Origin of the sequence: Centipeda felix (assembly GCF_900186465.1) — a bacterium.
Lineage (GTDB): Bacteria > Bacillota > Negativicutes > Selenomonadales > Selenomonadaceae > Centipeda > Centipeda felix.
In genome coordinates, this window is the sequence record NZ_LT891959.1 from 16,982 (window position 1) to 39,685 (window position 22,704).

The following is a 22,704-nucleotide window of genomic DNA, read 5'->3' on the forward strand; positions in this document are numbered from 1 at the left end:
TGGAGGATATTGATATGTTCAGCGAGCAGAATGCAAAAGCCGGGGTTACATTCCCGCAGGGATTTAAGGCAGCGGGGGTAAAGGCGGGCATCAAGAAGAGCGGCAATCTCGATGTTGCTGTGATCTATACAGAGCGGGAGGCGGCTGTTGCAGGTGTATTTACGCAGAATGCCGTTGCCGCTGCACCGGTATTCGCCTCGAAGAAGGTCGTTGCTACGGGGGCAGCGCATGCGATTGCAGCAAATGCAGGCTGTGCGAATGCCTGCACCGGTGCACAAGGGGAAAAGGATGCGCGCGCGATGCAGGAGATCACGGCGGCAGCACTCGGCTGCACGCCGGAGGACGTTCTCGTCGCCTCAACGGGTGTGATTGGCATAAATCTTCCGATGGACAAGATGGAGGCGGGACTGAAAGCCGCAGTTGCCGCACTTTCGACGGACGGCAGTGCCAGTGCGGGCAACGCCATTATCACGACGGATACCTACTCCAAGTCGTGTGCCACGGAGGTGACACTCGGCGGCAAGCAGGTACGGTTTGGTGCAATCGCAAAGGGCTCGGGGATGATTCAGCCGAATATGGCGACGATGCTCGCCTTCATCACGACAGATGCAGCGATTGACGGCAAGCTTCTCCAAAAGGCACTCTCCGAGGTCGTTGAAATTTCGTTCAACATGATTTCGATTGATGGCGATATGAGCACGAACGATATGGCCGTTGTGCTCGCCAACGGTGCGGCAGGAAATGCGAAGATCACGGCAGAGGGGGCGGACTACGAGACATTCAAGGCAACGCTCGCAGAGATCTGCAAAGGTCTTTCACAGCGCATCGCCTCCGACGGTGAAGGTGCAACGAAGTTCCTGACGGTTCATGTGGCGGGGACGAAGAGCTTTGCCGATGCCAAGACAATTGCGATGAGCGTGGCAAAGAGTCCGCTCGTCAAGACGGCGTTCTTCGGTGAGGATCCGAACTGGGGTCGCGTGATCTGTGCGGTCGGCTATGCAGGTGTTCCGATGAATCCCGAGACAACCGTTGTGAAGTTCGGCGGCATCCCCGTCTACGCGCACGGTGTCGGTGCAGACTACGATGAGGCAGCGCTCAAGAAGGTCATGGGCGAACATGATATTGTGATTGACATCGACATGGGGATGGGCGCACAGGAAGCAACTGTCTGGACCTGTGATTTCTCCTATGAGTACGTCAAGATCAATGGCGAGTATCATACCTGAGGTGAGGGCTATGTATAGCGATAAGGACAAGGCAGAGATCTTGGTTGATGCCCTCCCGTACATCCAGGAGTTCTCGGGCACGACGGTCGTCATAAAGTACGGCGGCAACGCGATGGTGAGCGATGTGCTGAAGGAAAACGTCATGCGCGACGTGGCACTGATGAAGTATGTCGGCATCCGTCCTGTCATCATCCATGGCGGGGGACCGGAGATCACGGGCTTTTTGGAAAAGGTCGGAAAGGAGTCCTCTTTCGTCGCCGGGCTCCGCGTGACGGATGAGGAGACCGTTGAGATCGCCGAGATGGTGCTCGACGGCAAGATCAACTCGGAGATTGTCAATCTCCTGAACCAGCGCGGCGTTCGTGCCGTCGGCCTCTCGGGAAAGGATGCAGGGCTGATCCGTGCGCGCAAGAAGATGGCGACCGTATACAAGAACGATACGGTGCATGAGGTGGACATTGGCTTCGTGGGCGCAGTGGAAACAATCGATGTCTCTGTAATTGAAGATCTGCTGGATCACGGCTATGTGCCGGTTATTGCGCCAATCGGCGTAGGGATGGACGGCGAGAGCTACAACATCAACGCCGACTACGTTGCGGCGGAGATCGCAGGGGCCCTTGCGGCGGAGAAGCTGCTTCTCCTGACGGACATCGAGGGCATCTATAAAGATTTTAACGACAAGAGTTCGTTTCTCTCGACCATCCATCTGCAGGAGGCGCGCGACTACATCCGCGACGGCATCATCTCGGGCGGGATGATTCCCAAGGTAGAGGCGTGTCTGACGGCACTGGAGCGCGGCGCGGCAAAGACGCACATTATCGATGGACGTCTGCCGCACGCCATTATCCTTGAGATTTTTACGTCGACTGGTGTTGGTACACAGGTTGTACGATAGGGAGTATATATGAGCGAAGCAGAGAAGAAAATTTTTGAAATCGATGAGAAAGACTATCTCCCCGTATTCAATCGCTATAAAATCGTGCTCGATCATGGTGAGGGCGTTTATGTTTGGGATGTTGCGGGCAGAAAGTATCTTGACTTTCTCGGCGGCATCGCTGTCAATGTTCTCGGGCATCATTATCCGCCGCTTGTCGAGGCAATTGCATCGCAGGCGGCAAAGATCATCCATGCCTCGAACCTTTACTACACGAAGCCGCAGGCGGACGCAGCGGCAAAACTCACGGCACTCAGCGGGCTCGGCAAAGTATTCTTCTGCAACTCGGGAGCAGAGGCAAATGAGGGGGCAATAAAGATTGCACGTAAGTACGCCTGCCAAATCCATCCCGGGAAATCGCAGATTCTCACGGCGTGGGACAGTTTTCATGGTCGTACGCTTGCGACACTGACCGCGACGGGGCAGCCGAAGTATCACGAGGGTCTTGGGCCACTACCGGCAGGCTTTGACTATATCCGCTACAATGATATTGCAGATCTCAAGACGAAGATCAGCGATAAGACGGCAGCGGTCATGCTCGAGACGATTCAGGGGGAGGGTGGCGTCTATCCGCCGGAGGACAACTATTTGAAAAAAGTTCGTGCCCTCTGCGACCAGCATGGTGCGCTCCTCATCCTCGATGAGATTCAGGCGGGCATCGGGCGCGCGGGGATGTTCTTCGCCTATGAGAAATACGGCATAAAGCCCGATATTGTGACGCTTGCAAAAGGTCTTGCTGGCGGCGTGCCGATCGGTGCCTTTGCTGTCACGAATGAAGTCGCAGCTGCGTTCCATGCAGGGGATCACGGCACGACATTTGGCGGCAACCCCCTTGCCTGTGCGGCGGCGAACGTTGTCCTCGATACAGTCCCGAAAAAGGAGTTCTTGGCACGTGTCGCGGTACTCGGCGCGTACTTCAAGCAGAAGCTCGTAGAGCTGCAGAAGAAGTATCCGGCTTTCATCGTCGACGTGCGCGGCACGGGGCTGATACTTGGCGCGGAACTCGCATCGGATGCACATGGACGTGATATTGTGAATGTGTGTCTTGAAAAGGGAATCATCATCAATTGTACGGTGGGGAAGGTGCTGCGTTTCCTGCCGCCGCTCATCATCACCGAGCCGCAGATCGACGAGGTCGTCAGTGTTCTTGATGATGTGATCTCGCACTATGCGTGATGTGCTGTTTTCTTTACGGCGATGCTGTAATACGATATAATACAGAAATGGGAGGGGTTATATGCTGAAAGGGAAGGACTTATTGTCCATTCATGAACTCAGTCGAGATGAGGTCGAGGAGATTCTCTCCCTCGCGCAAGAGCTCAAGGAAAAGCAGAAGGCGGGGATACCGCACCGCCTTCTGGAGGGCAAGTCGCTCGGCATGATCTTTGAGAAGTCCTCAACGCGGACACGCGTGTCCTTCGAGGTGGGGATGTATCAGCTTGGCGGCCAGGCACTGTTCCTCAGCAGCCGTGATCTGCAGCTCGGGCGCGGTGAGCCGATCAAGGATACGGCGCGCGTGCTCTCACGCTACCTTGACGGAATTATGATCCGTACGTATGGACATGACCGTATCGAGGAACTTGCGGAGTGGGCGGATGTTCCCGTGATCAACGCGCTCAGTGACCTCCTGCATCCGTGCCAGGCGCTTACCGATCTCCTCACGATCCGTGAGTATAAGGGCAAGAATCTCACGGGGCTGAAGATGGCATACGTTGGCGACGGAAATAATATGACGCACTCGCTTATGTATGCGGCGGCAAAGGTCGGCATGAACTTCGCGGCAGCGACCCCCGAGGGATATGAGCCGAATGCCGAAGTTGTGGCAAACGCCAAGGCTGATGCTGCAGCGACGGGTGCGACTGTTACGATCACGCACAATCCGATGGAAGCGGTTGTGGGCGCAGATGTCATCGTCACGGACACGTGGGCGAGCATGGGCCAGGAGGCGGAGCACGACGCACGCACAGCGGTATTCCGGCCCTATCAGGTGAATTGGGAGCTCGTTGCCGAGTCGGGCGATGCGCGCTGCATCGTTATGCACTGTCTGCCCGCCTACCGAGGAGAGGAGATCGCGGAGGATGTCTTTGAAGAATTTGCCGATGTGATCTTTGACGAGGCGGAGAACCGTCTCCATGTTCAGAAGGCAATCATGGCACTCACCATGGGAAATTAAGGAGTTGTTTTATTATGGCTAAACAGATCAAAAAAGTCGTTCTTGCCTATTCCGGCGGTCTTGATACGTCGGTGATCATTCCTTGGCTGAAAGAGCACTATGATGGCTGTGAGGTTATCGCTGCCTGTGCCGATGTCGGACAGGGCGATGAGCTGAGTGTCGTTCACGACAAAGCACTCGCCTCTGGTGCATCGAAGGTGTTCATCGTCGATCTTACGAAGGAGTTCCTTGAGGAGTATGTCTGGCCGACACTGAAGGCTGGTGCGGTCTACGAGGGCAAGTATCTGCTCGGTACCTCCTTTGCCCGCCCTGTGATTGCCAAGGCACTCGTTGACATCGCGAAGCGTGAGGGGGCGGATGCCATTGCTCACGGCGCGACAGGCAAGGGCAACGATCAGGTGCGCTTTGAGCTGACGGTCAAGGCACTTGCTCCCAATCTCCAGATCATCGCACCGTGGCGTGAATGGGATCTTGACTCGCGTACGGCAGAGATCGCCTATGCGAAGAAACACGGAATCCCTGTCGCGACGGAGAATAAGACGTACAGCATGGACCGCAACATCTGGCATCTCTCGCATGAGGGCTCAGACCTCGAGGATCCTGCGAACGAACCGAAGAACTCCATGTTCCTCATCTCCTGTGCGCCTGAGGATGCACCGGATGCGCCGGAGTATGTCTCCATTTCCTTTGAGAAAGGGATCCCCGTCGCTGTCAACGGTGAGAAGATGGGGGCAGTCGAATTGCTGACGAAACTCAATGAGGTCGGTGCACGCAATGGTGTCGGCATTGTCGATATCTGCGAGAACCGCCTCGTCGGCATGAAGTCGCGCGGTGTCTATGAGAACCCGGGCGGATCGATTCTCTACTATGCGCATCGTGAGCTGGAATACCTCTGCCTCGACCGCTCTACCTTCCACTACAAGGAGGGACTTGCCATCCGTTATGGCGAGCTGGTCTATGACGGCATGTGGTTCTGTCAGCTGCGCGAGGCACTCGCCGCCTTCGTGGACAGCACGCAGGAGACCGTGACGGGTGAGGTACGCCTGAAGCTCTACAAGGGCAACATCATCTCTGCCGGTGCGAAGTCTCCATACTCCCTCTATAGTCAGGAGTTCGTTACCTTCGAACATGATGACGTTTACGATCAGGCGGATGCAACGGGCTTTATCAACCTCTTCGGCCTGCCGCTCAAGGTGCGTGCACTCATGCAGGAGGGGCAGAAATAATGAGCGAAAAGCTCTGGGGCGGCCGCTTCTCCAAGACGACCGATGAGATGATCAATGAGTTTCAGGCATCCATCGGATTTGACCGCCGTATGTACCGCGAGGATATTGCGGGATCTCTTGCCCATGCTGCCATGCTCGCCAAGGTCGGCATTCTCTCAGAGGAGGATCACGCGGCAATCGAGAAGGGGCTGAAGGACATCCTTGCTCAGATCGAGCACGGAGATTTTGATTTCAGTGTAGCACTTGAAGATATTCACATGAATATCGAAAAGCGTCTCACGGACGCAATCGGCGATGCGGGCAGCCGCCTGCACACGGCACGCAGCCGCAACGATCAGGTGGCACTCGATACGCATCTCTTTGTACGCCATGCTGTCGTGGACGTGATGGCACATATTCGCGCGCTGCAGCAGGCCCTCACGGAGTCCGCCGCACAGTATCGGGATGTGATTATGCCAGGCTATACGCATCTCCAGCGTGCGCAGCCCATCCTCTTTTCCCACCATCTCATGGCGTATTTTGGAATGCTCGCACGCGACTTTGAGCGGTTTCAGGGCGTCTATGCGCGTACGGATATCATGCCGCTCGGTGCCGGAGCACTTGCGGGGACGACACTGCCGATCGATCGACAGTTCGTGGCACAGCGGCTGCACTTCGAACGCATCTACACAAATAGTCTGGATGCTGTCAGCGACCGTGACTATATCATCGAGTTCCTCTCTGCCGCATCAATTCTCATGGTGCATCTCTCGCGCCTCTCAGAGGAGATCATCCTCTGGTGCTCACGAGAGTTCTCGTTTGTCGAGTTGGACGACGCGCACTGTACGGGATCGTCGATGATGCCGCAGAAGAAAAATCCTGATGTCTCCGAGCTTGTGCGTGGAAAGACCGGCCGCGTTGTCGGACATCTCATGGCGATACTCATGGCGGTCAAGGGGCTTCCTCTTGCCTATAACAAGGACTTGCAGGAGGATAAGGAGGGGCTGTTTGACACCATCGACACGGTGAAATTCAGCCTTGCGGTATATGCACAGTTGATACGGGGCATGAAACTGCGTGAGGACGTCATGCGTCATGCGGTCGAAGCGGACTACTCGAATGCCACGGATCTCGCGGACTACCTTGTGCGCAAGGGATTGCCGTTCCGTAAGGCACACGCCGTCGCGGGGCAGGCAGTAGCACAGTGCATCGCACGCGGGATCTATCTCGCGGATCTGCCGATCGCGGACTATCAGCAGCTCTCACCGCTCTTTGCGGAGGATATCTATGATGCCATTTCTCCTGAGACTTGCGTTTCCTGCCGCAACTCTTACGGCGGTACATCGTACGAGCAGGCAGAAATGCAGCTTGAGGCTGCGAAAAACCTCATGACGGAGGAGAAGCGCATCGTCTCCGTACTGACGGAAAAACAGAATATATTGTCGTAATTTCAATGAGAAGGACTTGCTGATTGTTTTTTTATCAGCAAGTCCTTAAATTTTATTTGCATTGTCACTGTACAGATGGTACAATAGCACCAAGTGACTGGATCGGATTATTTTTTTGCGATTTTCGTATTTGCTGTGCGGACGTATTTTCACGGCAATGACATCGAAAATGGCTCTTTTCCGTATAGCGACAGGCGTATAGGACGTGTGGTCGCTGTGTTTTCGTGCGGATGAATTCTGATTTCATGATCGAAAGACTGAGAAAAATATAGGAAGGGGATTTTTCCCGAAGGATTTATGGAGGTGTGTTTTTTGTCGTTCAATCGTAATGGCAACCATGGAAAAGGCGGACAAAAGGTACAGGTTATCCCGTTGGGCGGATTGGGTGAGATCGGAAAGAATATGACGGCCATCCGCGTGGATGATGAAATCCTCGTGGTAGACTCTGGGCTGATGTTCCCGGAGGAAGATATGCTGGGGATTGATCTTGTTATCCCGGATATTACCTATCTCATCGAGAACCGTGATATGGTCAAAGCAATCGTGCTGACGCACGGACATGAGGATCATATCGGTGCTCTCCCGTATGTGATGAAGCAGATTCCGTGCCCCGTGTATGGTACACGTCTGACGCTCGGCATACTGGAGGGACGCCTGAAGGAGAATGGGGTAGACTCGACCAATCTGCACTCCGTCATGGCGGGGGACATCATCAATATTGGCTGTTTCAGCGTCGGATTTATCCGCGTGAACCACTCCATTCCCGATGCGGTCGGACTTTCGATCAAGACCCCTGTAGGAATGATCGTCCATACGGGCGACTTCAAACTCGACTATACGCCGGTAGATGGGCAGATGACGGATTTCCGCCGTTTCTCCGATCTTGGCAATAAGGGTGTGCTCCTTCTGCTCGCCGACAGTACGAACGCCGAGCGCGAGGGACATACGGCAAGTGAACGTACGGTGGGAGCCGCGTTTGATAAGGCGTTCCACAATGTGCGTGGGCGCATTATTGTCGCCACATTTTCCTCGAATGTGCACCGCATTCAGCAGGTCATTGATACGGCGGTCAAGTACAAGCGGCGCGTTGCCGTTCTCGGACGCAGTATGGAAAACGTCGTCGGTATCTCACTTGAGCTTGGCTATCTGACTGCTCCTGAGGGGACGATCATCGGTATCGATGAGGTCAATAACTACCGTCCGGAACAGATCGTCATCGTGACAACGGGCAGTCAGGGTGAGCCGATGTCTGCACTCTCACGCATGGCTGCATCCGATCATCGTAAAATCACGATTGTACCGGGCGATACAGTCATTATCTCGGCAACGCCGATCCCGGGGAATGAGAAGCTGGTCTCCAAGACGGTGGATAATCTGATGAAGCTCGGTGCAAACGTCATCTATGGGCGCGATAAAGGGATCCATGTCTCAGGGCATGGCAGCCGTGAGGAACTGAAGCTGATGCACAACCTCGTACGACCGAAGTTCTTCATGCCCGTACACGGTGAGTATCATCATCTCGTTCAGCATGCAGGTCTTGCCCGCGAGCTCGGAATGCCGAAGGAAAATATCTTCATCAGTGAGAACGGGCAGGTGCTCGAGTTTACGAAGGAGAAAGGCCAGGTTGTCGGGCGCGTGCAGTCTGGCATGGTTATGGTCGATGGCCTTGGCGTCGGCGATGTCGGCAACATTGTTCTGCGGGATCGCCGTCAGCTCTCACAGGATGGCATCCTCATCGTTGTTGTGGCAATGAACCGTCAGAGCAATCGTGTTGTTTCGGGGCCTGACATCGTCTCGCGTGGCTTTGTCTACGTACGCGAGTCGGAAGCCCTGATGGATGAGGCACGAGCTCGTGTTCAGCAGGCGCTTGACCGCTGTGAGGACGAGAATGTGCGTGAGTGGTCGGCGATCAAGTCGAATGTACGCGATGCGCTCAGCCGTTATCTCTTTGATAAGACGCGCCGCCGTCCGATGATCCTCCCGATCATTATGGATGTTTAATATCTATTATATGGGGTTGTTATGCGAAGAAGCGAACTTCGTATAACGGCCCCATTTGCGTATTTCTTTCAACACCCCCTCATGTCTGAGCTGTGATTGGTATCGTGTGTAATAGAGATTTCATTCGCTAATATTTTGATGATATTGCTGTATTGGCAGCTTGCAGTTGTTCACAAAATGAGATAGAATAATCGTGGTTTATCGTCTTTTTGATGTGGATGAGGAGGAGTTTTATGACGGCGGCTGAACAGAAAGAGCTGCGGCTCTTTGCGGTAAAGGTGCGCGAGGGGATTCTGCGCGGCACGCATGCGGCGAAAAGTGGACATCCGGGTGGATCACTTTCGTCAGCGGATTATTTCACCTATCTCTACAAGAAGGAAATTCGTGTCGATCCGAAAAATCCGCATGATCCAAACCGCGACCGCTTCGTTCTTTCCAAGGGACACGTTGCACCGGGGCTCTATGCGACACTGGCGAACTGTGGATTTTTCCCCGTGGAGGAACTGCTGACCCTCCGTCATATCGGCTCGCGCCTGCAGGGACATCCGAATATGAACCTCACGCCCGGCATCGATATGTCTACAGGCTCTCTTGGTCAGGGACTTTCGACGGCTGCGGGCATGGCCAAGGGCGCGAAGTATCTTGGCAAGGATATCAACGTCTACACGCTGCTCGGCGACGGCGAGCTTGCCGAAGGACAGATCTGGGAGGCGACGATGTTCGCCGCGCACTATGGGCTCGACAATCTCTGCATCGCTGTGGATGTCAACGGACTTCAGATCGACGGAAAAACAGCAGATGTCATGAATAGCGCCCCCGTAGATAAGAAATTCGAGGCGTTCGGCTGTGCCGTTCAGTGGATTGATGGACATGATTTCACTGCTCTTGCATCGGCTTTCCACACCTTCCATGAGAATCAGGGCCGCAAGAAACCAACGGTGATTCTGATGAAGACGGTCAAGGGCAAGGATGTCTCCTTTATGGAGAATCAGGCGGGCTGGCATGGCAAAGCGCCCAATGATGCCGAACTTGCTCGGGGGCTGGAGGACTTGGCTGCGGTTCGAAAGAGCATCGAGGAGGCATGAGCATGGCAGAGGTAAAGAAAATCGCAACCCGTGAGAGCTACGGCAACGGATTGGTGGAGCTAGGAAAAGAACACGATAACGTCGTCGTGCTGGATGCGGATCTTGCCGGTGCAACCAAGACGGCAATCTTTAAGAAGGCATTCCCCGATCGTCACTTTAACTGCGGTATTGCGGAGTGCAACCTGGTAGATGTCGGCGCAGGTCTGTCGACCATGGGACTCGTGCCGTTTGTCTCGACATTTGCCATGTTTGCGGCGGGGCGTGCCTATGAGCAGGTGCGCAATACAATCGGATACCCTCATCTGAACGTTAAGATCTGTGCCACGCACGGCGGTATCTCCGTTGGCGAAGACGGTGCATCGCATCAGTGCTGTGAGGATTTTGCTCTCATGCGTACGATCCCCGGCATGACGGTCATGTGCCCTTCGGATGATGTGGAGGCGCGCAAAATGCTGCATGCTGCCTACGAGATGGATGGTCCTGTCTACATCCGCTTTGGCCGTGCAGCAACGCCGGTCTACCATGCAGAGGATTTTCCTTTTGTTGTTGGCAAGGGAGAGGTGCTGCAGGATGGCACGGATATCGCGGTCATTGCCACGGGGATTCTCGTGCCGGAGGCGATCGAGGCAGGAAAACGTCTTGCGGCCGAGGGCATCAGCACACGTGTGATCAACATGGCGACGATCAAGCCGCTCGATACAGAGATCGTTCTCCGTGCAGCGCGTGAATGCGGGAAGATTGTCACGGTAGAGGAACATAACATCATCGGCGGACTTGGCGAAGCGGTCTGCGCTACGCTTGCGGAAGGATGCCCCGTTCCTGTCCGCCGTGTCGGTGTCAATGATGCGTTCGGACACTCTGGCCCTGCGGCCGAGCTCCTGAAGGAGTTTGGTCTGACTGCAGACCATATTGCCGAGGCGGCACGCACGCTGGCGGAAAAATAATATCCATGCAGAAGATGTTCTCTTTCATTGGAGAACATCTTTTGTTTTATCCGTGCTTTCCTAGATTGCGCGATATTCCTTTTTCCCTTATAATAGGAATAAGAGTCATAAGAGTTATATGAAATGAGGATGTTATGAGAACACAGGGCGTAGTGTTTGACGTTGATGACACGCTGTATGATATGGCTCAGCCATTCTATGCTGCATTACGAAGGCTCTATGGAGAGCGCAGTGAGTTCGACTTGCCATCTCTCTTTCTATCCTTTCGCCGCCATAGCGATGAGCGGTTTGAGGAGTCACAAACAGGGAAAATCAGTATGGAGCAATTCTATATTTATCGCATCCAAAAAACGCTAGAAGAAGCTGACGTTCAGACGACGGATGCGCAGGCGTTGGCCTTTCAGCGCGTCTATATGGGGCTCCAGTATCAGATTCGGCTCTCGCCGATGATGATCCGTATGTTCAACGAGCTTCGTCCGCGCGCCAAACTCGGTGTGATTACCAATGGCGAATCTGCACACCAGAGAAAAAAGATAGCCTCCCTCGGTCTCTCAAAATGGATACCGGAAGAGACGATGATCGTATCAGGTGACCACAAGTTTCGTAAACCAGACCCCCGCATTTTCCAACTGATGGAGGAACGTATGGATCTGGATAAAGCAGGGCTTCTCTATGTCGGTGATGCGTTTGAGATGGATGTGAAAGGTGCGATAGAGGCAGGCTGGAGTGCTGTTTGGTACAATCGTCGTGATCGTGCCGTGCCGACGGATGCTGCGGGTCTGTCATTCACCGAGGTTTCGTCCGAGGATAAATTGCTTTCGGTCGTTGTGAAAGCCGTGCGCGGATGATTTGAACAGCATTTATCAGTGATTCCTGAAACCTGAAATAACATAAAAATAGCTCATCCTTATGGATGAGCTATTTTGTACTGCTTAAGTCGCAGAATTACTTATTCTGGTCGATGAGAGCCTGAACTTCGGGTGCCTTTCCATCCGAGCCGAGGACTTCCTTGATCTTGTGAGCAACGAGCTCCTTGATGTAGTTACGACCATCGGACAGGTACTGACGCGGGTCGAAGTGCGACGGCTCCTTCTTGAAGTGCTCGCGGATGCCTGCCGTCATCGCAAGACGCAGATCAGAATCGATGTTGATCTTGCAGACAGCCGACTTTGCGGCACGGCGGAGCTGATCCTCGGGAATGCCGACCGCATCCGGCATGTGGCCACCGTTCTCGTTGATGATCTTGACGTACTTCGGAATAACAGAGGATGCACCATGGAGCACGATGGGGAACCCGGGGATGCGCGTCTCGATATCCGCAAGGATGTCGAAACGGAGCGGCGGCGGGACAAGAACGCCATCCGCATTGCGCGTGCACTGATCCGGCGTGAACTTAAATGCGCCGTGCGAGGTGCCGATCGCGATGGCGAGGGAGTCAACGCCCGTCTTCTCGACGAAGTCCTGGACTTCCTCCGGCTTCGTGTAGGACGCATTTTCTGCCGAGACGTTGACATCGTCTTCGATCCCTGCCAGCTGACCAAGCTCCGCCTCGACAACAACGCCGTGCGCATGTGCATACTCGGCAACGCGCTTAGCAAGTGCCACGTTTTCTGTGTAGGGGAGATGCGAGCCGTCGATCATGACGGAGGTGAAACCGCCATCGATGCACGCCTTGCAGATGTCAAAATCTGCGCCGTGATCGAGGTGAAGCGCAATGGGAATATCGTTGATTTCGAGTGCTGCCTTGACGAGATGAACAAGGTACTCATGACGGGCATACTTGCGTGCACCTGCGGAGACCTGCAGAATCAGCGGAGACTTTAACTCTCCGGCGGCATCCGTAATCCCCTGGACAATCTCCATGTTGTTGACGTTGAAAGCGCCGATGGCATATCCGCCGTCGTAGGCTTTCTTAAACATTTCTTTTGTTCCGACGAGTGGCATGTGATTACCCCCTAAACAGATTAACAATGATTCATCGAATGTCTTAATTATAGCATAGATTATTGAGTGAAGATACCGCTTTTTGAAATTTCCCATCGGTTCTGCTATAATGGGAACACTAATCGGTAAAGGCGGGTGCATCGCGTGCAGTTAAAGCGCTTGGAGGCTTATGGATTCAAGTCATTCGCCGAGCGAATTGTCGTCCAGTTTGATCAGGGAATCACAGCGGTTGTGGGTCCGAATGGCAGTGGAAAAAGCAATATTACCGACGCAGTGCGCTGGGTTCTGGGGGAACAGAATATCCGTATGCTGCGTGGGCTGCGTGCCGAGGACATCATCTTTGCCGGCTCTTCTGCACGGCGTGCGTTGAGTGTGGCAGAGGTAATTCTTGTATTTGACAATACGGATAAGACGCTGCCCATTGACTACGAGGAGGTTGTGGTCAAGCGCCGACTGTATCGCAATGGGGACAGTGAAATATACCTGAATGACTCCCGCTGTCGTATCAAGGATATATATCAGTTGTTTGCCGACACAGGGATTGGACACGATGGTATGAGCATCATCGGACAGAATCGCCTGAACGATATCCTTGACAGCCGTCCGGAAGATCGGCGCGTTTTTTTCGAGGAAACTGCGGGGATCACAAAATACCGCACGCGCAAACAGGAGGCACTCCGCAAGCTGCGTGACAATGATGCTGACCTCGTGCGCTTGAGTGACATTATGCACGCGCAGGCCACAGAGCTTCAGCCGTTGTCCCAACAGGCGGAAAAGACCAAACAGTTCCGTGGACTGGATTCAGAGCGACGGAGCTACCAGCTGACTGCCCTTGTCCACCAGCACGAAAGCCTGCAAAAAGAGCAAGAATCCGCTGATCGAGATCTGCATGTGCACGAAGAGGCAGAGATACGTGCGATGCAGGAGAGGAAAGAAAAAGAAGATCAGAAGACTGCACTCGAAGAGAAAATGGCTGCCATTGATCTCCGTATGGGAGAACAGGAGCAAAAGAGTACAGAGCTTCAATCTAAGCTGGATCATTTAACCAGAGAAGCTGCTCTCCTGGAAGGGCGCCGGGATGAAGGAGAGAAACGAAAAGCATATATTGAGCAACAACGCCAGTCTGCCGAAGTTAAGATTCAGACGACACTACAGGAAATTGCTCAGATTGATGCTCTCCTCGTACGGAAAAGAGAGGAATGTACCGGAAAAGAACATGCGCTGCATGAGGCATGTGCTGAACTTGAACGCGTGCAGGCTCTCGTGCATACAGAGGAAAAGGAACAGGAGCGTAATGCGCATGCACGGCACGCCGTGCAGCGTGTGTTGGCACGCCTGCGTGAAAAACTTGCTGCCGTATCGGGGGCGCATCAAGACAGCGACCATGCGGCATCGGCACAGGAGGAGCTTGCCCGAAGAAGGTCACTTTTGATAGAGACACAGTCTGAAATTACAGCAGCAGAGGATGCGGCCCGCCGTATCGAAGAAGAATTGTGCGGGGTGAAAGAAAAATGCAGCCGCATCCAACAAGAGATGGAAGAACTTCGCCGCGCACAGGAGAATGATGAACGGCAGATCAGACAGACTGAGGGCGAGATGCTCCGTGCACAGCAGAGTCTGGAGTTTCTTCGGCGTATGCAGGAGAGCTATGAGGGATTTGGCAAGGACGTACAGATCGTCCTCCGTGCCCAGGAGCCGTGGCGAAGCCACGTGGCGGGAACCGTCGCCGATCTCATACGTATTCCGCAGCGCTTCCTTGCGGCAATGGAGGCAGCGCTCGGTGGGAGTGTGCGCAATATTGTCACCGAAGATGCACAGACGGCAAAGGAAGCGATCGGCTATCTGAAACGGAATCATGGCGGACGCGTCACCTTTCTCCCACTGACGACGATTACGGTGCGCCCTCCACGGGATATAGATACCAAGCAGCATAAAGGCATTATCGGCTGGGCGAATACACTTGTTCAGGCGGATGGACGATTCCAGAGGGTCGTGGATCATCTCCTTGGACAGACACTGGTGATGGAAACCCTTGACGATGCTCTTGTGACAGCGAAGAAGGAAGGATATCGTCTTCGCATCGTCACACTTACCGGAGAGTTGCTGAATCCCGGCGGGTCACTTTCGGGTGGAGGGCGAAGGAAACAGCAGACAATGCTGCTCAATCGCCATGCGGAGATCGAGACAACTGAGGCGAATCTTGCAGCGAAAAGCAAACTATGCGGCGAATATCGTGCTGCACGAGAAGCGCATCAGAATGCGTGGCAAATAAAAGATCGTGACGTTCAGCGTTGTACGAAGCGAATCGAGCAACTGTCGGGTGAACTATTAAAAAACAATGGAAATCGTGAACTGCTGCAGGCGCGCGCACTGGATCATGCAGAGGCCGTTCAAAAGATGGAGCATGCTGAGCAGGAACGTGCCATATACTCCGCACAGCTCGCCAAGAAACGTGTGCAGTTGGAGCGTCATATTGCGCAGTGTGAGGCACATGAGTCTCGCTTTATCCATGAACAGGAGAAGCTGAATCAGGCTGGCAGGGAGTACGGTGCTGCATTAAAAAAGACAGCGGACGCCATCCATGCACTCGAAGTGGAGCTTGCCTCACTTCGAACCTCCATTGATACGGAGGAAATGCATCGTAAGTCCCGCGTATTGGAAGAGCAGGATGCCCGTAAGACACAAAGTGATATTACTGCCCAAGAGAAACAGCTGTCTGAGGAACTGACAGAGGGGACAGCGCGGATCGCATCGCTCTCAGAGGAGATATCTGCACAGGAGAAACTCCTTCGTGAGAGCAGGAAAAACAGCAGTGATCTCCGGGATGCACGTCTTGCCCACGAAGCAGACGTGCGCATTTTGGATGAGGCACTGAAGAAATGTCTCTTAAATTTGGAAGAGATCCGCTCCAAACGGCATGAGTGCGATAAGCTCGTGGAACGGATTCAGCTGCGCATGGAGGACTGTCGTGAGCGTTTACTGAGCGACTTTGGCCTCACGCCCGAATCAGCATCTGTCCAGGCAAAGCATGCAGAGCCGCAGGTAGTCAGCGCCTATCTGCACGAACTCGAATCCGCCATCCAATCGCTTGGCACAGTCAATCCGAATGCCATAGAGGAGTACGAAGAAAAGAAAGCGCGATACGAGGAAGAAGAACGTCAAGTAGAGGATCTGAAGTCGGCCAAACAGGATATCGAGCAGATCATTCAAAAGATAGACCAGGATATGACCCGGACATTCCGCGAAGCGTTCCGTCAGATTCAGGAGTATTTCAACAAGATATTTGTGCGGCTCTTTGGCGGAGGAATCGCAGAATTGCGGCTGACGGACAAGGAAGATATTCTGAACAGCGGTGTTGAGATTCTCGTTACTCTGCCGGATAAGAAACGGCAGAATCTGTCTGCTCTATCTGGTGGTGAGCGTGCACTCACGGTGATCGCCTTGTTGTTTTCCTTTCTTCGCTATCGGCCGTCTCCATTTTCTATTCTCGACGAGATCGATGCGCCGCTGGATGAGGCAAATGTGTTGCGCTTCGGTGACTTCCTGCAGGAGTTTGCAAAACACACGCAGTTTATTGTGGTCACGCATCGAAAGGGAACCATGCGGGCAGCGGATACGATGTACGGCGTTACCGTGGAGGATGCCGGCGTCTCCAAGGTGCTGTCAATCCGCCTGAAGGATTATGAGGCAGAGCAGAGCGCCTAATCAGTGCTTCCTCAGAGAAAGGAGTTGTCGTGGGATTCTTTGATCGCCTGAAAAAAGGCTTAACGAAGACGCGGGAGAATTTTACCCATAGCATTGAACGCTTGATTATTGGCTATGCTGATATTGATGACGATCTCATCGATGAGCTGGAAGAAACCCTTTTGATGGCCGATGTAGGCGTCAAGACGACGGAGATGCTGATTGCATCTGTACGAAAGGGGATCAGAAATAAGGAAATTCAGACGCCGGATGACTTGATTCCTTTTCTGGAAAAAGAAATTGTTCGCATCTTGGATCGTGGAGAGAGTGATACGCCCATGGCGGATCAACCTCCAACGGTGATCTTGGTGGTTGGGACAAATGGTGTCGGCAAGACGACGACCATCGGGAAGTTGAGTGCCTACTATCGTCATCAGGGCAAAAGTGTTTTGCTGGCGGCGGCAGATACGTTTCGCGCGGCCGCCATCGAGCAGCTTGAGGTCTGGGGCAAGCGAGCGGATGTTCAGGTCATTAAACACGGCGAAGGATCGGATCCCGCCGCCGTTGTCTTTGATGCGCTTCAGGCGGCAAAGGCACGCAGAACGGAGCTTGTCATCGTGGATACGGCGGGGCGCCTTCAGACAAAGTCCAATCTCATGCAGGAACTGGAGAAGATCTACCGTGTGATCGGACGCGAGGTCCCGGGGGCTCCCCATGAGACACTGCTTGTTCTCGATGCAGGGACGGGGCAGAACGCGATTAGCCAGGCAGAATTGTTTTCACAGGTAGCCCCTGTCACCGGTGTCGTCCTCACCAAGCTGGACGGAACGGCGAAGGGCGGCGTCACGATCGGCATCACAGCGCAGCTCGACATTCCCATCAAGTGGATTGGCGTAGGCGAGGGCATTGACGACTTACGTCCCTTCCATGCGGAGGATTTCGTCAACGCACTGTTTGCCAAACGCGAAGATGCAGAAGCATAATAGAGACAGGTATCTGTAACGAAAGAAGGGATCGTCGATGGATGAAGATCTGATCGAACATACCGTTCGCAGCGAGGATATATTTGACGGCACGCTGCTTCATGTGCGCCGCGACATAGTGCGTCTGCCGAACGGAAAAGAGGGGGTGCGCGAGTGGATTCGCCATCCGGGGGCTGCGGCCGTACTTCCGCTCCTCCCCGATGGAAATGTTATTCTCGTGCGGCAGTATCGCCACCCGATCGGCAAGGTTACCTTGGAAGTCCCTGCCGGAAAGCTTGATGCCGAAGGGGAAGATCCACTGCACTGTGCGCGGCGGGAGCTGTCGGAGGAGACGGGCTACACGGCGGAGCAGTACGATAAACTGACGACGATTGCAACCACCGTCGGCTTTTCGAATGAGTACATTCATCTGTACCTCGCACGTCAGCTTTCCTCCGGACGACAGCATACGGATGAAGATGAGTTTGTCAATGTGGTACAAATGCCGCTAAAAGAAGCACTGCATCTGGTCAATACAGGAGAAATCATCGATGCCAAAACCATCATCTCGCTGATGATGGCAGCGCCGCATTGTCCCATCGAGTCATAGGAGATATTGATGTTCGGATTTGATTTACAGGAAATGCTGCTCGGCATTCCCGGGCTTGTCATTGCAATGACCTTTCACGAGTATGCGCATGCGCGTGCCGCCGTCTCTCTGGGGGACTTTACCCCGCGTCTCATGGGGCGGTTGACGTTGAACCCAACGGCCCATATCGACCCCATTGGTCTCCTGATGCTCTTCTTGGTACGATTCGGATGGGCAAAGCCGGTCATGATCAATCCAAGCAATTTTCGTCAACCCAAACGTGACGATATCCTCGTATCACTCGCGGGGCCGATGATGAATTTGTTCCTCGGCTTTGTGGCTTTTTACGTTATGCTGCTGATCAATGCACACCGCCTTGATGTCTCGCAGATCACCTATACGATCATACAGATGATCTTTGTCTACAACGTGAACTTCGCCATTTTCAATATGCTTCCTATTCCGCCGCTCGATGGCTCGCATATTCTCCGCAACCTGCTGCCGCCGGATCTTGCTTATCGTTATCAGTCGATAGAACGATACAGTATTCTCATCTTGATCGTATTTATTGCCACACCGATTCTGAGCGTTGTACTGATGCCGCTTTTTCGATTGGTTTACGGATTCTATAAAGTGCTTGGGTCGGCACTCCTATTTTAGGTTGTGTCATGAAGGACGACTATCTGGTCAAATTAGATGCGTTTGAAGGACCCATGGATCTGCTCATGCATCTTATTGAAAAGAATAAGATCGATCTCTACGATATTCCAATTGCCGATTTGACGCGCCAGTATCTAGATCATATTGACAAGCTCTACCAGTTCGATATTGAATATGCCAGCGAGTTCTTGGTCATGGCGGCAACATTGCTGCGGATTAAAGCCCGTATGCTGCTTCCTCCAGCCGAAACGGATGAGGAGCAGGAAGAAGATCCGCGCAGGGAACTTGTCGAACGTCTATTGGAGTATCGTCGATTTAAAGAAATCGCGTTGCTTCTCGCAACGATGAACGATGCACAAAGTCCCTATGTGGAACGCTCTCCCATGCCGCTCCCTGCGCATCGCATGCCGCTGCTTGGTCTTTCTCCTGATGCGCTGTTGCGGGCTTTTTCGGATGTCCTGCGCGCGCAGGAGAAGCCACGCATCCCGACGGTTGTCATTTCAGCGGAGGAGTATCGTGTGCAGGATAAGATGGCGGATATTCTGTCTCTTCTCCATACACATCATGGCCGCATGAAACTGAGCGACGCGTTTCCCAGCGGAACGCGGGAAGAGCTGCTCTCTGCCTTTTTGGCACTGCTGGAGCTCGTCAAGATGCAGACGGTACTCGTTACGCAGGAATGTCTGTATCATGTGATTACGATTTCAACAAAGGAGGGCAGCAGTGCAGTCTCTTAGCCGCTCGAGTATTCTTGAAGCCGTTCTGTTTGCCGCAGGTGCACCGCTTCCACTCTCAAAACTGGCAGAGATCATCGAGGTTCCGGAGTGGGAGGTGCAGGAGGCGCTGACCGTCCTCGAACGCGATATCGCTGCGCAGGGGCGCGGAATATTTTTGCGCAGATCGGCAGGCGGCTATCAGCTCGTGACGCACCCCAGTGCCTTTCCGTGGGTGCAGAAGCTCGCTGAAAAAATACAGCCGACACTGTCCTCGTCTGCGATGGAAACCCTTTCCATTATTGCCTATCGGCAGCCCATCACCAAGCAGGAGGTAGAACACATCCGCGGGGTGCGCGCCGAACGCTCCATTGGACGGTTGATGGAGCTGGAACTTATCTGTGAAATGGGACGTAAACCCGTCGTCGGGCGTCCCATTCTGTATGGAACGACAGATTTGTTTTTGCGCTCCTTTGGCCTAGCGCGGATAGAGGATCTTCCTGCCTTACCGAACATCGACGATATAAAGAAGACGCTGGATGATGACCAGCTGCGTCTATTTGAGGAGATGCAGGGGGCATCGGATTCTACGGAAGAAGAATAACTTAGCTTATGCGAAATAAAGGGGTGGAATCATTGGTAGAACTGCTCGCGCCTGCGGGAACGAAAGAGGCTTTTTATGCTGCTGTTGAAAATGGAGCGAATGCCGTCTATCTCGCGGGAAAAATGTTTGGTGCGCGTGCCTATGCGGCCAATTTTGACGAGCAGGAACTGAGCGATGTCATCCGCTATGCGCATCTGAAGAACGTTCAGGTACACGTCGCTGTCAATACGATCATCGACAATGAGGAACTCCCTAAGTTAAAGGAATACCTATCCTTTCTTTCCTCGGTTGGAGCAGATGCTGTATTGGTACAGGATCTCGGCGCGGCACGTCTGGCACAGCAAATCGCACCGTCTCTTCCGCTGCATGCGAGTACGCAGATGACCATCCACAACAGTGAAGGGGTAAAGGCTCTTGCAGCGCTTGGGTTTTCCCGCGTCGTTCTCGCACGGGAATTGTCCATTCCTGAGATACAGAAGATATGCCGTGAGAGCAGTGTTGAGATCGAATGCTTTGTGCATGGCGCACTCTGTGTCTGTTACTCAGGACAATGTCTGATGAGCAGCATGATCGGCGGGCGCAGTGGAAATCGTGGCCGCTGTGCACAGCCCTGCCGCCTTCCATATACACTGATCGATGAGGCAGGACGAGATGTGCTCGGCGATTCTGCCGGGAATTTCTTGCTCTCTCCGCGCGATCTGAATGCCGTTGATCTGATTCCACAGCTGCTCGACGCAGGAATATATTCGCTGAAGATTGAGGGGCGGATGAAACGTCCTGAGTATGTTGCGACCATTGTCCGCACGTACCGAAAGGCGATCGATCACTATCTAGCTGAAAAAAATCCACCGATCGACGATGATGATCGCGATCATCTGGCGCAGGTGTTTAATCGGGACTTCACAACAGCATACATGGAAAGATACCAAGGAAAGCAGATGATGAGTGACCGCCGTCCGAACAATCGGGGGCTCTTGGTCGGCCGTGTCGTCGATTATGATGCCCGTACGGAAATGGTGTCGCTGAAACTTGCCCGTGATCTTGCTGTTGGCGATCAGCTGGATTTCTGGGTCAAAGTCGGAGGACGCGTTTCTGCGGAGATCGAACATCTCTATGATAAAGAGGGGCGCGAGTGTCCGGCAGCATCCGCGGGGGATATTGTCTCCTTCCGGATCCGTGGACGTGTACGTATGCATGACCGAGCCTTCAAGGTCTATGATGCAAAACTGATGGAGGCAGCGCGTCGTTCCTATGCAGCGGATGCTCTTGCTAAGATTCCTGTCGCCATGCACCTTCATGCCAAAGTACAAGCTCCGCTGACCCTCCATATTGAAGATGATGCAGGAAATTGTGTCGATGAAAAAAGTGAGTACCTGCCAGTGCGCGCGACAAAGCGTCCTCTCACCGACGAGATAGCAAAAGCACAGATGGAACGCCTGGGAACAACGGCGTTTGTCATGAAAGAACTCACCTGCGAGATCGATCCGGAAGTAATGGTTCCCGTCAGCGAACTGAATAAACTTCGCAGAGCAGCTATTGCCGCACTAGAAGAGGTACGCACTAGCCGTTTTCAGGCGAAAAAAAAGATATGTCGAATCACAGTTCCTGTGCGAGAGAATGTGCCGCCTGCACCTCCTGCAAAATTGATGGTCTCTGTGGATTCCCTAGCGGCTGCCGAAGCGGCAATTTCCGGCGGTGCAGATGGGCTTCTCTACGGCGGTGAGTCCTATGAGGGGCGCCATCTGCAGCCGCGTGATTATGATACTGTCTGGGACTATGCACAGGCGCATCACGTACGCATTGACTATAACACGCCACGTATCGTTCATGAAGGTGAGTGTTCTGCGTTAGTAGATCTTCTGGCACATTTTGAAAACAAATTGCCTGCTGCTCTTCATGTCCATAATATTGGAACTGCCCATCTCGCGCAGGAGCATTGTTCTGCTGCTCTTCATGCAGATGCATCAATGATCAGCTACAATAGGGCAACCATTGAGTTTTTGCAGTCTTATGGCTTTAAGGAAGCAACGATTTCGCCAGAGTTAAACGAAAAACAGGCAGCGCGGCTCGCCCATGACTCTGCCATCCCGCTCAGCATGATGGTCAGCGGCCGCTTGCCGTTGATGGTATCGGAATACTGTGTGCTCGGAAGTTTTCTCGGCGATTTAGATAAGGGACAGTGCACGATGCCATGCCGAAAAGGAAGATATTCTTTGCATGACCGCAAGGGGATCGATTTTCCCATTGTAACCGATCAATTCTGTCGTATGCATATATTGAACAGCAAGAAGCTGTCGCTCCTCCCACATGTTCCGAAGATTTTACGTGCGGGGATTACGACCCTGCGCATCGAGGGACGCGGCACGGCACCGGATGAGCTGCGGCGTACGGTTTCTGCCTACAGGGATGCGATGAAATTATCTCTGCCATTAACTGAGGAAGAAGAAAAGCGCCTGCAAATGCAGGAAGGAAATGACATTACACGCGGTCATTACTTTCGTGGAATCTTGTAGAAGCACCGATTAGTTCTGT

At 53.4% G+C, this 22,704-nt stretch carries 18 protein-coding genes; 17 read left to right on the forward strand and 1 reads right to left on the reverse strand.

Going from position 1 to position 22,704, the window contains the following annotated elements; all coding sequences use genetic code 11:
• Nucleotides 1-14 precede the first annotated feature (14 nt).
• The 10 genes from argJ to C1713_RS07560 all read left to right on the forward strand — a co-directional run bounded on the left by argJ (nt 15) and on the right by C1713_RS07560 (nt 11,864).
• Nucleotides 15-1,226, forward strand: a complete 1,212-nt coding sequence (gene argJ, locus C1713_RS07515) for a bifunctional glutamate N-acetyltransferase/amino-acid acetyltransferase ArgJ (RefSeq protein WP_039980800.1) — start codon at nt 15-17, stop codon at nt 1,224-1,226.
• A 10-nt stretch (nt 1,227-1,236) separates the two neighbouring features.
• On the forward strand, nt 1,237-2,121 hold the full coding sequence (argB, locus tag C1713_RS07520; protein ID WP_102493523.1) for an acetylglutamate kinase: 885 nt from the start codon (nt 1,237-1,239) through the stop codon (nt 2,119-2,121).
• A gap of 9 nt (nt 2,122-2,130) precedes the next feature.
• Complete coding sequence (locus C1713_RS07525) at nt 2,131-3,336, forward strand: acetylornithine transaminase (protein WP_102493524.1); 1,206 nt, start codon at nt 2,131-2,133, stop codon at nt 3,334-3,336.
• A gap of 61 nt (nt 3,337-3,397) precedes the next feature.
• The gene (gene argF / locus C1713_RS07530; protein WP_061946865.1) at nt 3,398-4,333 is read left to right on the forward strand and encodes an ornithine carbamoyltransferase; all 936 of its coding nucleotides are present in this window, start codon (nt 3,398-3,400) and stop codon (nt 4,331-4,333) included.
• Between the two features lie 14 nt (nt 4,334-4,347).
• Nucleotides 4,348-5,559, forward strand: a complete 1,212-nt coding sequence (locus C1713_RS07535; RefSeq protein WP_009442201.1) for an argininosuccinate synthase — start codon at nt 4,348-4,350, stop codon at nt 5,557-5,559.
• On the forward strand, nt 5,559-6,986 hold the full coding sequence (gene argH, locus C1713_RS07540; protein WP_102493525.1) for an argininosuccinate lyase: 1,428 nt from the start codon (nt 5,559-5,561) through the stop codon (nt 6,984-6,986). The genes C1713_RS07535 and argH overlap by 1 nt, the downstream gene beginning before the upstream one ends.
• A gap of 297 nt (nt 6,987-7,283) precedes the next feature.
• Nucleotides 7,284-8,987, forward strand: a complete 1,704-nt coding sequence (locus C1713_RS07545; RefSeq protein ID WP_102493526.1) for a ribonuclease J — start codon at nt 7,284-7,286, stop codon at nt 8,985-8,987.
• A gap of 233 nt (nt 8,988-9,220) precedes the next feature.
• Nucleotides 9,221-10,072 (forward strand): transketolase, encoded by an 852-nt coding sequence (locus C1713_RS07550; protein ID WP_050343973.1) that lies wholly within the window; start codon nt 9,221-9,223, stop codon nt 10,070-10,072.
• On the forward strand, nt 10,069-11,016 hold the full coding sequence (locus tag C1713_RS07555) for a transketolase family protein (protein WP_170950802.1): 948 nt from the start codon (nt 10,069-10,071) through the stop codon (nt 11,014-11,016). Before C1713_RS07550 ends, C1713_RS07555 begins: the two co-directional genes overlap by 4 nt.
• Before the next feature lie 134 nt (nt 11,017-11,150).
• Complete coding sequence (locus tag C1713_RS07560) at nt 11,151-11,864, forward strand: HAD family hydrolase (protein ID WP_102493528.1); 714 nt, start codon at nt 11,151-11,153, stop codon at nt 11,862-11,864.
• 97 nt (nt 11,865-11,961) lie between these two features.
• Here C1713_RS07560 and fba read toward each other — a convergent pair whose 3' ends face one another.
• A complete protein-coding gene (gene fba / locus C1713_RS07565) occupies nt 11,962-12,960 on the reverse strand; it encodes a class II fructose-1,6-bisphosphate aldolase (RefSeq protein ID WP_061946858.1) in 999 nt (332 codons plus the stop codon).
• A gap of 144 nt (nt 12,961-13,104) precedes the next feature.
• Between fba and smc the strand changes: the two genes are divergently transcribed.
• Genes smc through C1713_RS07600 form a run of 7 tightly spaced genes read left to right on the forward strand, consistent with a single transcriptional unit; the run spans nt 13,105 to nt 22,685 of the window.
• Nucleotides 13,105-16,665 carry a chromosome segregation protein SMC gene (gene smc, locus C1713_RS07570; RefSeq protein WP_102493529.1) on the forward strand — a complete coding sequence of 1,187 codons (3,561 nt, stop codon included), beginning with the start codon at nt 13,105-13,107 and terminating at the stop codon, nt 16,663-16,665.
• Between the two features lie 29 nt (nt 16,666-16,694).
• Nucleotides 16,695-17,627, forward strand: coding sequence for a signal recognition particle-docking protein FtsY (gene ftsY, locus C1713_RS07575; protein WP_009442194.1), 933 nt, complete (start codon nt 16,695-16,697; stop codon nt 17,625-17,627).
• Between the two features lie 37 nt (nt 17,628-17,664).
• Nucleotides 17,665-18,216, forward strand: coding sequence for an NUDIX domain-containing protein (locus C1713_RS07580; protein ID WP_009442193.1), 552 nt, complete (start codon nt 17,665-17,667; stop codon nt 18,214-18,216).
• 9 nt (nt 18,217-18,225) lie between these two features.
• Complete coding sequence (locus C1713_RS07585; protein ID WP_102493530.1) at nt 18,226-18,855, forward strand: site-2 protease family protein; 630 nt, start codon at nt 18,226-18,228, stop codon at nt 18,853-18,855.
• An 8-nt stretch (nt 18,856-18,863) separates the two neighbouring features.
• The gene (locus tag C1713_RS07590) at nt 18,864-19,592 is read left to right on the forward strand and encodes a segregation and condensation protein A (RefSeq protein WP_102493531.1); all 729 of its coding nucleotides are present in this window, start codon (nt 18,864-18,866) and stop codon (nt 19,590-19,592) included.
• Entirely contained in the window at nt 19,579-20,172 is a 594-nt protein-coding gene (gene scpB / locus C1713_RS07595) for an SMC-Scp complex subunit ScpB (RefSeq protein WP_050343960.1), read from the forward strand. The genes C1713_RS07590 and scpB overlap by 14 nt, the downstream gene beginning before the upstream one ends.
• Nucleotides 20,173-20,180: 8 nt before the next feature.
• A complete protein-coding gene (locus C1713_RS07600; RefSeq protein WP_170950803.1) occupies nt 20,181-22,685 on the forward strand; it encodes a U32 family peptidase in 2,505 nt (834 codons plus the stop codon).
• The last annotated feature ends 19 nt before the right edge of the window (nt 22,686-22,704 follow it).

Coding starts and splice junctions, on each gene's coding strand:
- argJ (WP_039980800.1), top strand. CDS start 15: ATGTTCAGCGAGCAGAATGCAAAAGCCGGGGTTACATTCCCGCAGGGA.
- argB (WP_102493523.1), top strand. CDS start 1,237: ATGTATAGCGATAAGGACAAGGCAGAGATCTTGGTTGATGCCCTCCCG.
- C1713_RS07525 (WP_102493524.1), top strand. CDS start 2,131: ATGAGCGAAGCAGAGAAGAAAATTTTTGAAATCGATGAGAAAGACTAT.
- argF (WP_061946865.1), top strand. CDS start 3,398: ATGCTGAAAGGGAAGGACTTATTGTCCATTCATGAACTCAGTCGAGAT.
- C1713_RS07535 (WP_009442201.1), top strand. CDS start 4,348: ATGGCTAAACAGATCAAAAAAGTCGTTCTTGCCTATTCCGGCGGTCTT.
- argH (WP_102493525.1), top strand. CDS start 5,559: ATGAGCGAAAAGCTCTGGGGCGGCCGCTTCTCCAAGACGACCGATGAG.
- C1713_RS07545 (WP_102493526.1), top strand. CDS start 7,284: ATGGAGGTGTGTTTTTTGTCGTTCAATCGTAATGGCAACCATGGAAAA.
- C1713_RS07550 (WP_050343973.1), top strand. CDS start 9,221: ATGACGGCGGCTGAACAGAAAGAGCTGCGGCTCTTTGCGGTAAAGGTG.
- C1713_RS07555 (WP_170950802.1), top strand. CDS start 10,069: ATGAGCATGGCAGAGGTAAAGAAAATCGCAACCCGTGAGAGCTACGGC.
- C1713_RS07560 (WP_102493528.1), top strand. CDS start 11,151: ATGAGAACACAGGGCGTAGTGTTTGACGTTGATGACACGCTGTATGAT.
- fba (WP_061946858.1), bottom strand. CDS start 12,960: ATGCCACTCGTCGGAACAAAAGAAATGTTTAAGAAAGCCTACGACGGC.
- C1713_RS07580 (WP_009442193.1), top strand. CDS start 17,665: ATGGATGAAGATCTGATCGAACATACCGTTCGCAGCGAGGATATATTT.
- C1713_RS07585 (WP_102493530.1), top strand. CDS start 18,226: ATGTTCGGATTTGATTTACAGGAAATGCTGCTCGGCATTCCCGGGCTT.
- C1713_RS07590 (WP_102493531.1), top strand. CDS start 18,864: ATGAAGGACGACTATCTGGTCAAATTAGATGCGTTTGAAGGACCCATG.
- C1713_RS07600 (WP_170950803.1), top strand. CDS start 20,181: ATGCGAAATAAAGGGGTGGAATCATTGGTAGAACTGCTCGCGCCTGCG.